The 11,241-nt window shown below is 66.4% G+C and carries 12 protein-coding genes; 10 read left to right on the forward strand and 2 right to left on the reverse strand.

Annotated features, from left to right (window positions below):
* Positions 1-112: 112 nt before the first annotated feature.
* The 9 genes from R1H25_RS04465 (at position 113) to R1H25_RS04505 (ending at position 8,152) form a co-directional block, all read left to right on the forward strand.
* Positions 113-880 (forward strand): hypothetical protein, encoded by a 768-nt coding sequence (locus R1H25_RS04465; RefSeq protein WP_317222860.1) that lies wholly within the window; start codon positions 113-115, stop codon positions 878-880.
* Positions 881-961: 81 nt separating this feature from the next.
* Entirely contained in the window at positions 962-1,912 is a 951-nt protein-coding gene (locus R1H25_RS04470) for an acyl-CoA desaturase (RefSeq protein ID WP_317222861.1), read from the forward strand.
* A gap of 1 nt (position 1,913) precedes the next feature.
* Positions 1,914-3,191 (forward strand): FAD-dependent oxidoreductase, encoded by a 1,278-nt coding sequence (locus tag R1H25_RS04475; protein WP_317222862.1) that lies wholly within the window; start codon positions 1,914-1,916, stop codon positions 3,189-3,191.
* Positions 3,188-3,955: a DUF1365 domain-containing protein gene (locus R1H25_RS04480; protein WP_317222863.1), complete on the forward strand. Its 768-nt coding sequence runs from the start codon at positions 3,188-3,190 to the stop codon at positions 3,953-3,955. The genes R1H25_RS04475 and R1H25_RS04480 overlap by 4 nt, the downstream gene beginning before the upstream one ends.
* Entirely contained in the window at positions 3,952-5,211 is a 1,260-nt protein-coding gene (locus tag R1H25_RS04485; RefSeq protein ID WP_317222864.1) for a cyclopropane-fatty-acyl-phospholipid synthase family protein, read from the forward strand. Before R1H25_RS04480 ends, R1H25_RS04485 begins: the two co-directional genes overlap by 4 nt.
* Position 5,212: 1 nt before the next feature.
* Positions 5,213-5,758: a DUF2878 domain-containing protein gene (locus R1H25_RS04490; protein WP_317222865.1), complete on the forward strand. Its 546-nt coding sequence runs from the start codon at positions 5,213-5,215 to the stop codon at positions 5,756-5,758.
* Positions 5,755-6,540, forward strand: a complete 786-nt coding sequence (locus R1H25_RS04495; protein ID WP_317222866.1) for a DUF1295 domain-containing protein — start codon at positions 5,755-5,757, stop codon at positions 6,538-6,540. The genes R1H25_RS04490 and R1H25_RS04495 overlap by 4 nt, the downstream gene beginning before the upstream one ends.
* Entirely contained in the window at positions 6,537-7,610 is a 1,074-nt protein-coding gene (locus R1H25_RS04500; protein ID WP_317222867.1) for a cyclopropane-fatty-acyl-phospholipid synthase family protein, read from the forward strand. The genes R1H25_RS04495 and R1H25_RS04500 overlap by 4 nt, the downstream gene beginning before the upstream one ends.
* 8 nt (positions 7,611-7,618) lie before the next feature.
* Complete coding sequence (locus tag R1H25_RS04505; RefSeq protein WP_049449500.1) at positions 7,619-8,152, forward strand: lipocalin family protein; 534 nt, start codon at positions 7,619-7,621, stop codon at positions 8,150-8,152.
* A gap of 103 nt (positions 8,153-8,255) precedes the next feature.
* Here R1H25_RS04505 and R1H25_RS04510 read toward each other — a convergent pair whose 3' ends face one another.
* Positions 8,256-9,470: an FtsX-like permease family protein gene (locus R1H25_RS04510; RefSeq protein ID WP_317222868.1), complete on the reverse strand. Its 1,215-nt coding sequence runs from the start codon at positions 9,468-9,470 to the stop codon at positions 8,256-8,258.
* Between the two features lie 11 nt (positions 9,471-9,481).
* Positions 9,482-10,801: an ABC transporter permease gene (locus R1H25_RS04515; RefSeq protein ID WP_317222869.1), complete on the reverse strand. Its 1,320-nt coding sequence runs from the start codon at positions 10,799-10,801 to the stop codon at positions 9,482-9,484.
* A gap of 86 nt (positions 10,802-10,887) precedes the next feature.
* On the opposite strand from R1H25_RS04515, the gene R1H25_RS04520 reads away from it, so the two are divergent.
* A complete protein-coding gene (locus R1H25_RS04520) occupies positions 10,888-11,139 on the forward strand; it encodes a hypothetical protein (RefSeq protein WP_317222870.1) in 252 nt (83 codons plus the stop codon).
* The last annotated feature ends 102 nt before the right edge of the window (positions 11,140-11,241 follow it).

An 11,241-nucleotide genomic window follows, 5' to 3' on the forward strand; every position in this document is an offset into this window, starting at 1 on the left:
GAAGGTCTGTCCTCTGTACGCGCGGGGGCAGCAATTGGATGCAGCGGGAACTGCGCATCCAACCGGCCGCCCCCGCCGTATCAACTGAGCCCTCCACCTCCGGATGAAGACCATGCGCACTGCCTGGCTGCTGCTGTGCCTGCCCCATGCCGCGCTGGCGGCACCCTGGCTGCGAAGTGAGGGCGTGGCTACCTCGGCGCAGGGCGACATCCTCTACCGTGAAGTGCACTGGCGGCGAGAGGCAACGGAGGGCGCCGAGCGCTGGGTGCTGTACCAGTGCCCGGATGGCCAACCCTTCGCCCGCAAGCATCTGCCCGCCAGTGCCCGCCCGCAGGCACGGGGTTACTCGCTGGAAGACCGCCGCAGCGGCCAGACCGCTGTAGTCGATGCCACTGGCGACTCGGTGTCGATCGCCTGGAAGGAGGATGCCGCCAGCGAGCTGCGGCGGCGCCAGCTTGAACTGCCACCGGACGCGGTGATCGATGCAGGGTTCGACGCCGCGGTGCGCGCGCACTGGCCGGCGCTGCTGCGCGGCGAACGCATCAGCCTGCCCTTCCTGGTGCCGGGGCGGCAGCGCTATTTCCCGGTGCAGGTGCGGCGCATCGGTCCGGTACGTTGGCAGGGTATCGATGGCCAATCGATCGACGTCAGTCTGGACACCTGGTACGGCGGCGTCGCACCCCGCCTGTCACTGGTCTATGCCAACGCCGACCGTCGCTTGCTGGAGTTCCGAGGCACCAGCAACCTGCGTGATGCCCGCGGCAGCTACCCGCAGGTGACGGTGCGCTTCAGCTCGCCAGCTGCCGAACGCCCGGCAAGCGACTGGCAGCGGGTATGGACCCAGCCCTTGGTTGACCGCTGCACCGTGACGCCCGGGTGAAGGCGAAATTTTCCGCGTCGCGTCGCATCCACTGCACGCTCTGCTGCGTACAGATAGCCAAGACACCCGCCGAGATCCGCCATGGCCTCTGTAGCGCCCCTCCCCCGTCGACGCTGGCGCCTGCTGCGTACGTTCCAGAGCTGGTTCGATACCGGCAATGGCGTAGTGGCCACCGGTGAACGGCCCGGCCGCATCGACTGGCTGCGCGCGGTACCCTTCGCATTGATGCACCTGGCGTGCATCGCGGTGATCTGGGTAGGCGTGTCGTGGACGGCGGTCGCCGTGGCCATGGCGCTTTATGCGGTGCGCATGTTCGCCATCACCGCGTTCTATCACCGCTACTTCTCGCACCGCACCTTCCACGCGTCGCGAACGGTGCAGTTCGTGTTCGCTGTCATCGGCGCTTCCAGCGTGCAGCGCGGTCCGCTGTGGTGGGCTGCCCATCATCGCCACCACCATCGTCACGCCGACCAGCCATTGGATCCGCACTCGCCGCGCGAAGGCGGCTTCTGGCGCAGCCACATGGGCTGGTTCCTGACCCGCGAAGCCTTCGCCACGGATCTGTCGCGGGTACCTGACCTGGCGCGCTTCCCCGAGCTGCGCTGGCTCGACCGCTTCGATACCGCAGTGCCGGTCGTGCTGGCCGCAGCGCTGTACGCACTGGGCGCCGCCCTGGAGCGCTGGGCGCCTGGCCTGCACACCTCGGGACCGCAGTTGCTGGTCTGGGGCTTCTTCATTTCCACCATCGTGCTGTTCCATGCCACCGTCACCATCAACTCGCTGGCGCATCGTTTCGGTCGCCGCCGCTTCGAGACCCGCGACGACAGCCGCAACAACCTGTGGCTGGCTCTGCTCACCTTCGGCGAAGGCTGGCACAACAACCATCATTTCTTCCCCGGCACCGTTCGCCAGGGATTCCGCTGGTGGGAAGTGGACCTGACCTGGTACGGACTGCGCGCGATGTCGATGTTGGGCCTGGTCAAAGGGCTCAAGCCCATCCCCGAGTGGGTTCTGGCCAAGGCGAGGTACTGACGTGCGTATCGCGGTCATCGGCTCGGGTATCGCGGGGCTGGCCAGTGCCTGGTGGCTGGATGGCCAGCACGACGTCACGCTGTTCGAGGCTAACGACTACCTTGGCGGCCACACCCACACCCACGACGTGCACGTCGATGGCGCACGCCTGGCGGTGGATACCGGTTTCATTGTGTTCAACCCCCAGCACTATCCGCTGCTGACGGCGCTGTTCGACGAGCTGGGTGTAGCCTCGCAACCAACCACGATGAGCTTCTCCATGCACAGTGAGCGCAGCGGCGTGGAGTACAACGCCACCTCGCTGGATGGGCTGTTCTGCCAGCGCCGCAACCTGGTATCGCCGCGTTTCTGGGGCATGCTGGCCGACCTTCGCCGCTTCTATCGTGACGCGCCGTTGCTGCTGGCAGAAGAAGACGGCCCCACGCTGGGCGAGTACCTGCGCAGCCAGCGCTATGGCCAGGCGTTCATCGACGAGCACCTGCTGCCGATGGCCTCGGCACTGTGGTCCTCACCGGCGGTCACCGTGCAGGACTTCCCGGCGCGCTACCTGGCCCAGTTCATGGCCAATCACCAGATGCTGCAGATGACCGGCCGCCCGAGCTGGCGGGTAGTCAGCGGCGGATCGGCGCGCTACGTGGATGCGCTGCGTCGCCGCTGGCGGGTGCATGAGCGGCTGCAATGCCCCGTCAGCACCGTCGAACGCATGCCCTGGGGCGCACGCGTGCACAGCGCTGCCGGTGTGGAGGCCTTCGACGAAGTGATCCTGGCCTGCCACAGCGACCAGGCGCTGGCCCTGCTGGCCGATGCGGACGCTGACGAGCGTGAGGTGCTGGGCGCCATCCGCTATCAGTCCAACGAGGCGGTGCTGCATACCGATGCCTCGTTGCTGCCGCGCAACCGCAAGGCTTGGGCAGCGTGGAACGCGCACGTGCCGCAGGATCGCGCCGCGCCCTGCACCGTCAGCTACTGCATGAATCTGCTTCAGGGCCTGCCCGGCGACACCCCCCTGGTAGTGACGCTTAACCGCAGCGAGGCAATCGACCCCACCAAGGTACTGCGAACCCTGCATTACGCGCACCCCGTACACGACCACGCCGCAGTGCGGGCGCAGCAGCGCTGGGCGGAACTGCAGGGCCGTCGCCACACCTGGTTTGCAGGCGCCTATTGGGGTTGGGGCTTCCACGAGGATGGTATCCGCAGTGCCCGACGCGTGGTCGACGCCCTGCAGGCCTGCGCGCCACACCAGCGGGCACAGGCTCCGGGCGAGGTGGCGGCATGAGCGCCAGTGCGCTCTATTTCGGGCAGGTGATGCATCGCCGGCATCATCCGCATCCGCACGCATTCCGTTACCCGATCGCGCAGCTGCTGCTCGATCTGGATGAACTCGATACGGTGTTCGCCGGGCGTTGGTTGTGGTCGGTCAATCGGCGCAATCTCGCCGAGTTCCGCCGCAGCGACTACTTCGGTGACCGGGCGCAGCCGCTGGCCGATGCTGTGCGCGACCATGCTGCAGCCACGCTCGGTTACAGGCCTATCGGCCCGGTACGACTGCTCACCCATCTTCGCTTCGCCGGGCATGTGTTCAACCCGGTCAGCTTCTACTACTGCTACCAGGCCGATGGCAGCACGCTGGACTGCATCGTCGCCGAGATCACCAACACGCCCTGGAAGGAACGGCACGCCTATGTGCTGCCGGTCGCTACCGCCACGCACCAAGGCAGTTCACTGCGTTGGCAGTTCGACAAGCGCTTCCATGTATCGCCGTTCATGCCGATGGACTGCCACTACGACTGGCGGTTCAACCGCCCGGGCCAGGACCTGCGCGTGCACATGCAGGTCTGGCGCGACGGCGTGCGCCAGTTCGATGCCACCCAGGCCATGCAGCGGCACGCCCTGGACGGCCGGGGGCTGGCCCGTGTCCTGGCCTGCTACCCACTGATGACTACCCAGGTGGTGGCCGCCATCCACTGGCACGCGCTGCGGCTGTGGTTGAAGCGCAACCCCGTGCACGACCACCCCACCCTTGCCGAGAAACCGCGATGAATTCGATGACTCCTTCGGTCGCGCTGCCGCGCCCCGGCACACTGGATGCCTTCCTGCGCCGCCGCCTGCTGGCCCAGCTTGCGCCGCTACGCGACGGCCGCCTGTGCGTGCGCGACGCGCTTGGCGAAGTCTGGCTGGGCGATGCCCGCGGCGAACTGCATGTCACCGTCACCATTGATGATCCCGCGTTCTATAGAAAGGTCGCGGCACAGGGCAGCGTCGGCGCAGGAGAAAGCTACATCCACGGCGAGTGGCACTGTGACGACCTGGTCGCACTGATACGCTTGCTGGTGCGCAATCGCGATCTGCTCGACGGCATGGAACGTGGCCCGGCGCGCGTGGGGGGCTGGCTGCTGCGCGGCTGGAACCGCCTGCGCCGCAACAGCCGTGAAGGCAGCCGCCGCAACATCGCCGCGCACTACGACCTCGGCAACGATTTCTTCGCGCTGTTCCTGTCGCCGGACCTGATGTATTCCTCGGCCCTGTTCGACACCGAAAGCGAGCCACTGGAGGCAGCGTCGCGGCGCAAGCTGGATCGGATCTGCCAACAGCTGGCGCTGAAGCCCGGCGACCGCGTGGTCGAGATCGGCACGGGCTGGGGCGGCTTTGCCGTGCATGCAGCGCAGCACTATGGCTGCCATGTCACCACCACCACCATCTCGGCAGAACAGCACGCACTGGCGGCCGAGCGTGTCCGCGCCGCCGGCCTGCAGGACCGGGTCACGCTGCTGATGCAGGACTACCGCGACCTGCAGGGCCAGTACGACAAACTGGTGTCGATCGAGATGATCGAAGCCATCGGCGCGGAATACCTGGACACCTACATGGCCACGTTGCAGCGGCTGCTGAAACCGGATGGCGTTGCCCTGCTGCAGGCCATCACCATCGAGGACCATCGCTACGAACAGGCCCGGCGCAGCGTCGACTACATCAAACGCTATGTATTCCCGGGCAGCTTCATCCCATCGATCAACGCGATCATGGCCGCCAAGACGTGCTCCAGCGACCTGCAGCTGATCGCGCAGCAGGACTTCGGGCATTCCTATGCACTGACGCTGCGCGCCTGGCGCCAGCGCTTCCTGGCGCAGCTGCCTTCGGTGCAGGCGCAGGGCTTCGACGCCCGCTTCTGCCGGATGTGGGAGTTCTACCTGGCCTACTGCGAGGGTGGGTTCCTCGAACGTTCGATCGGCGTATCGCATCTGCTTCTGGCACGTCCCGGCCATCGGCCCGACGTCCCGCCGGGCCAAGCCAGCTGAGATGCGCCGGCCATGGGGCAATCTGCTTGGCAATCAGCTGGTCTGGCTCTGTGCCGTAGCCGGCGCCGGGCGCGGCCTGCAATGGCCGGCGTTGCTGGCGGCGTTGCTCTACATCAGCAGCCAGCTGCTGACCTCGCCGCAGGCGCGGCTGGACGTCCGGCTGATGATGCTGGCGCTGGCCTGCGCATGGCTGGTCGACGCCAGTGCCGCCGCCAGCGGTACGGTGCGCTACGCGGCAGCCCCGTTGGGTTGGGTGCCGCCGCCCTGGATCATGGCGTTGTGGGCGGCGTTCGCGATGACGCTGACCAGGTCGATGCGTTTCCTGCAGCGACACCCCGCCCTGCCGGCCCTGTTCGGCCTGCTGCTGGCACCGCTGGCCTATCTCTCCGCAGCGCGGGGATTCGATGCGGTCCGGTTCACAGCGCCGCTGTGGCAGGGGCCGCTGGTGCTGGGTGTGGGCTGGAGCATCGCGCTTTCGCTGCTGTGCCAGGTCGCCCGTCGTGGCTCGCGCATCACCCCTCCGCCCTTGGCCGGAGCACCATCATGATCAATCTGTTGTGGGTCCTGCTGTATGCCGTGCTGGTGATGAGTTGGGGCTGGGCCTGGCAGCGCCGCCGCCACAACATCGGCGTGGTCGATGTGCTCTGGGCCAAGGGCGTGGGCGCCTCGGCCCTGCTGCTGGCGCTGCTCGGCGATGGCGCGATGGTGCCACGGGTTGCGCTGGGCGTACTCGGCGGCCTGTGGGGCAGCCGACTGGCCCTGCACCTGTGGCACCGGGTTCGCAGCGAACCGGAAGACGGGCGCTATCGCTATCTGCGCGAATACTGGCAGGGCCATCAGGGCAAGATCTTCGGCTTCTTCATGGCGCAGGCGCTGCTGATCGCCCTGTTCGCCCTGCCCTTCGTCGCGGTGGCCGCCAATCCCCGGGGCGACCTGACCCTGTGGGTGGTCGCCGCAGCGCTGGTCTGGCTGCTGAGCGTCGGCGGCGAAAGCCTGGCCGACCATCAGCTGGCCCGCTTCCGCGCCGATGCGGCGAACAAGGGCCGCACCTGCCGCGAGGGGCTTTGGCGTTATTCCCGCCATCCCAACTACTTCTTCGAGTGGCTGCACTGGTTCAGCTACGTCCTGCTCGCGGTCGGCTCACCACTGTGGTGGTTGGCCTGGGCCGGCCCGCTGCTGATGTACGTGTTCCTGCGCTACCTCAGCGGTATTCCATTCACAGAGAAGCAGGCGCTGCGCAGCCGTGGCGATGACTACCGCGACTACCAGCGCAGCACGCCGATGTTCTTTCCCTGGTTTCCCCGTTCTTCCAAGGAGCATTCCGCATGAGCGCGATCCCGTCACTGAATCCGGCCGAAGATGCGGAAACCGGGCTGATCGCCTGGGCCGAACGGGGACTGGTCCCCGATGCGGCGCTGCGAGCGGGTATCCGCCGCTTGTGCGCGCAACGCCTGCATGAGGAAAGCGAAGGTGGCATCGAAGGCCAATCCGCACGCTTCAGCCAGCGCATCGCCGAGCTGGCCGACAGCCCACTCGCGCTGCATACCGACGCGGCCAACCGCCAGCACTATGAAGTTCCTGCGGCATTCTTCCAGGCCTGCCTGGGCAAGCGGCTGAAGTACAGCAGCTGCTACTACCCCACCGGGCGCGAAACGCTGGACCAGGCGGAGGACGCCATGCTGGAACTGTACGGCCAGCGCGCCGGACTGGCCGATGGACAGCATATTCTTGAGCTGGGCTGCGGCTGGGGCTCACTGACCCTGTGGATGGCCGAACGCTATCCGCAGGCGCGTATCACCGCTGTGTCCAACTCGCACAGCCAACGCCAGCACATCATGGCGCAGTGCCAGGCGCGCGGCCTGGGCAACGTCGAGGTGCTGACGTGTGACGTCAACCAACTCGACCTGCCGACAGCGCGGTTCGACCGCTGCGTCTCAGTGGAGATGTTCGAGCACGTGCGCAACTACGAACGCCTGCTGGCCGGCATCGCACGGTGGCTGAAACCGGATGGCGCGCTGTTCGTGCACATCTTCGCCCATCGCACGTTGATGTATCCGTTCGAGACAGACGGTGGTGACAATTGGATGGGCCGCCACTTTTTCACCGGAGGATTGATGCCTGCGGCCGACACGCTGCTGCATTTCCAGCGCGACCTGTGCCTGGACCAGCGCTGGCTACTGGACGGTACCCACTACCAGCGCACGGCCGACCACTGGCTGGCCAACCAGGATGCAGCCCGCGAGCAGGTGATGCCGGTATTGATCGCCACCTACGGCCAGGCTGCAGCGAAGATCTGGTGGCAGCGCTGGCGGATGTTCTGGATGGCATGCGCCGAGCTGTTCGGCTACGACGACGGCCAGCAGTGGCTGGTGGCCCACTATCTGTTCCGCCCCCGCTGAGGTCCCCCATGCGCATGTTTTCGCTGCTTCCCCTGATCGCGGTCGGCCTGTTCGGTTCCGGCTGCAGTTCCAGCGATACCCGCCCGCTGCCGCGTCCGCCGTCGGTGGATGTGCCGCGTTTCATGGGCGACTGGTACGTGATCGCGCATATCCCATCGCGCCCTGAACGCGAGGCCTTCGACGCCGTGGAGAGCTATGCACTGCGCCCCGATGGACGCATCCAGACCACCTTCACCTACCGCAAAGGCAGCTTCGATGCACCACAGAAGTCGATGCATCCCATCGGCCGTGTCGAGAAGGAAGGCAATGGTGCGGTCTGGGGCATGCAGTTCATCTGGCCGATCCAGGCTGAGTACGTGATCGCCTGGCTCGACGAAAGCTACCGCCAGACCATCGTGGCGCGAAGCAAGCGCGATTACGTCTGGTACATGGCCCGCACCCCGCAGGTGTCGGACAGTGACTACCAGCAGGCGGTGCAGCGCATTGCCGCGATGGGCTATGACACCCGCAAGCTGCGACGCGTGCCGCAGTCGGTGCGATGATGCACTCCCCAGAAGCCCGCGAATGCAGGGACACTGCGCGTCGGCCAGACGGCGCGCACCCACGATGCCGGGTGCGTCCGCAGAGCGTCCTGAGCAACGGAAATCAGGCAGACCGGATGGCCTGCACGGGCATGATCGACGATGCCCTCAATGCAGGTGCAAGCACCGCCACCTGCCCCAGCAGCCACAACGCCAGCGCACTGATCGGCAGGTACGCCAAGGGAAGCCGTGGCAGTTCGTAGAACCGCATCAGACCAAGGTTGAATGCATAGGCGAGCAGCGCACCAGCGACGACACCCAGGCTCACGACCAGGAAGTTCTCCAGCTGGAAGTAACGCAGGATGTCGCGGCGGGTTGCACCCAGCGCACGGCGGATCCCGATCTGCCTGCGCCGCTGCTCTACCCAGTAGCTGGCAAGGCCGACAATGCCCAGCGCGGTGGCCCCCAGCAGCGCGACGATCACGCCCGCCAACAGGGCCATCATCAACCGTCCCCCGTGAAAATAGCCCGCGCGCAGCTCGGCGACGGTGCGGCTGGCGGCCTGGTCGAACACCACGTCGGGGGCCACTGCCGCCACCGCCCGCTGTGCGTCGGCCATCACCCGGGGCAGCGCTCCGGGCGCGGCCCGCACCAGGTAGCGCCCCGCCAACTGCGGGCCCGGCTTGGCCGGCATCAGCACGGACCAGTCGTTACCCAGCGCCTCCCCTCCACCGGGTTGTGATACGGCCAGGTGCTCGACCACGCCGATGACGGTGAAACGGCTGTCCATCGACCACAGGCTGTGTCCGACTGCCGGCTCACCGGGCCAGTAGCGCTCCGCCAGCTGCCGGGTTACCAGGATCGGCGCATTGGCGGGCACGTACTGCCCGATCGGCGCGTACTCGGCGGCATCCGGCAAGCGCCCGGCCAACAGCTTCAGATCCAGCGCCTGGATCGCTGCCGCGTCACCCAGGTAGAAGTCGAGGACCCCACCGAAGACCTTGCCGCTCTCATCGGTATGAACGCCTGCGCGAACGCCCGGTTCACCGAACGGAACGGCGCTGATGATGCCGACCGACGTTACGCCCGGAATCGCGTGCAGCGCGCCGGTCACACGGGCATTCAGATCGGCGGCCTGCGCGGCGTCGAATCCGGAGAGCTGCACGATGCCCAGTGACGACTCGGCGATGCCACTGTCCAGGCTCAGTGCACGCCCCTTCTGCGTGAGCATGAAGATGGCATTGCACAGCACGGCGCAGGCCAGCGCGATCTCCATTGCGATCAACAGGGTGGCCAGCCGGTGCTTGCGCAGCGCTGCGATGATCAGTCCGGTTTGCATGATCGTTTCCTTTACAGCAGCTTGAGCTGCGCCACAGGCTGGATCGAACTGGCGCGATAGGCGGGAATCGCGCCTGCCACCAGGCTGGCCAACAGGGAAAGGCCAAAGAGGGTCATGAACATGGCCAGGTCCAGATGCATCAGGTCCGCGTAGGCAACCGGCTGGACACGGATCACCCACAGGCCCAGCAGGGTCAGCAGCAGCCCGCCCACCCCTCCGGCGACACCGATCAGCCCCGCTTCCAGCATGCATTGTGTGAACACCGCACGCCGGCTGGCACCCAGCGCGCGCCGCAGGCCGATTTCTCCACCGTGGCGCAGGAAGCGCGCCAGCAGCAGCCCGACGACATTGGCCAGGCAGACCACCAGGAACGCAAAGGACAGCACCGTCTGCACCTTCACGTCACTTGGCACCACCTGGTTGAAGTCCAGCCACTCCATCAACGAACGGAGCCGGGTGTTGTCCGCGTGCCGGATGCGCCCCAGACGCTGTTGTTCACCCGCGTAGTTGGACAGATAGTGACGATAGCTGGCCACCTTCTCCGGGCTGCCGAGCTCCACCCAGACCGCGACCGCCACGCAGGGCGAGTTCTGCAGCACGCCCGGGGTCTCGGGCGTCGCCCAGCAGGTAAAGGGCTGGAAGTCGCCCTCGTTGATATCCAGGCTGGTCGACATCGGCAGATAGATGTCATCGGCCGCGGCGTAGAAGCTTGAGGTCTCCCCCCCCGAGAACCGCCCGCCCCTGATCTTGTAGAACAAGGGAGAGGGCCGCCAGTGATCCAGCACGCCGATGACCTGCACATGGGTGTCCTTGACCCGAAGGGTCTGTCCGACACTGTCGCGGCCCCCGAACAGGCGCTGGTTCAACCGGGCCGAGATGACAGCGACGCGGCCGCGACGCTGGTCATCCTCGGCCGTCCAGGCGCGGCCATACTGAAAGGGCACCTCGAACATGGGGAAGAAGTCCGCCGTGGTCGAGATCGAAGATCCCATCAGCGGCGCCATCCCGGCCAGATCCGAACGGAGCTTCAGCGGATTGACCACCACCATGGTCTGGCGGTCCGCCTGGCCGGATGACCAGAGATCATGCGCGGTCCGGTAGTCGAGCACGTCGTGCGGCTCGCGCCCTTTCGATCCGGGATCGACATCCACCTGCGGATAGAAGATCCGATCGCTGCGGCCGGGCAGCGGATCTCCGGAAAGCAGGTGGGTGACGGTCAGGGTGGTCATGCTGGCGCCGATTCCCACGGCAACCGCCAGCACCATCAATGCGGTCATGATCGTATTGCGCCTGGCGTTGTGCAGCGCCAGCTTCAGGTAATAGCCCATCATGGAAGGTGCATCCCCCTGCGTTCGCCATGCTCCATGCAGATACGATGCAGGGGTTGCCAGAAAGGTTTAAACGGATGAGGCGGACGATGAGCCAACACCCCGGAAAGACAGACGCGCAGGCATGGGATGGCCTTGCGATTCGCCCCTTGCACCCCGCTGACCTGGATCTGATCTGCGCCCATCGCGAGGCGCTGTTCCGCGAGAGTGGCCGCCCAGCGGACGTACTGGAGCAGATGGCCGGTCCTTTCCGCGCCTGGCTCGAGCCGCGCTTGGCCTCGGGCGACTATTTCGGAAGCGAGATGGCGCGTGCACTGCACGGAAATGGCAACTGTCCATGAGGTGCGCCGCCCGACATGACGCGTCACGCTGATACGTCCGACTTCCATTCGGAAACCATCGGCTCGCATGGAACATGCGCCTCACCACGCAAGTACATTTCG

This window comes from Stenotrophomonas veracruzanensis (assembly GCF_032911525.1).
Lineage (GTDB): Bacteria > Pseudomonadota > Gammaproteobacteria > Xanthomonadales > Xanthomonadaceae > Stenotrophomonas > Stenotrophomonas africana.

Excerpts from the sequence above, each read along its gene's own strand:
- R1H25_RS04515 (WP_317222869.1), bottom strand. The coding sequence starts at position 10,801 with ATGATGGGCTATTACCTGAAGCTGGCGCTGCACAACGCCAGGCGCAAT.
- R1H25_RS04520 (WP_317222870.1), top strand. The coding sequence starts at position 10,888 with ATGAGCCAACACCCCGGAAAGACAGACGCGCAGGCATGGGATGGCCTT.
- R1H25_RS04470 (WP_317222861.1), top strand. The coding sequence starts at position 962 with ATGGCCTCTGTAGCGCCCCTCCCCCGTCGACGCTGGCGCCTGCTGCGT.
- R1H25_RS04490 (WP_317222865.1), top strand. The coding sequence starts at position 5,213 with ATGCGCCGGCCATGGGGCAATCTGCTTGGCAATCAGCTGGTCTGGCTC.
- R1H25_RS04510 (WP_317222868.1), bottom strand. The coding sequence starts at position 9,470 with ATGCAAACCGGACTGATCATCGCAGCGCTGCGCAAGCACCGGCTGGCC.
- R1H25_RS04505 (WP_049449500.1), top strand. The coding sequence starts at position 7,619 with ATGCGCATGTTTTCGCTGCTTCCCCTGATCGCGGTCGGCCTGTTCGGT.
- R1H25_RS04485 (WP_317222864.1), top strand. The coding sequence starts at position 3,952 with ATGAATTCGATGACTCCTTCGGTCGCGCTGCCGCGCCCCGGCACACTG.
- R1H25_RS04480 (WP_317222863.1), top strand. The coding sequence starts at position 3,188 with ATGAGCGCCAGTGCGCTCTATTTCGGGCAGGTGATGCATCGCCGGCAT.
- R1H25_RS04465 (WP_317222860.1), top strand. The coding sequence starts at position 113 with ATGCGCACTGCCTGGCTGCTGCTGTGCCTGCCCCATGCCGCGCTGGCG.
- R1H25_RS04495 (WP_317222866.1), top strand. The coding sequence starts at position 5,755 with ATGATCAATCTGTTGTGGGTCCTGCTGTATGCCGTGCTGGTGATGAGT.
- R1H25_RS04500 (WP_317222867.1), top strand. The coding sequence starts at position 6,537 with ATGAGCGCGATCCCGTCACTGAATCCGGCCGAAGATGCGGAAACCGGG.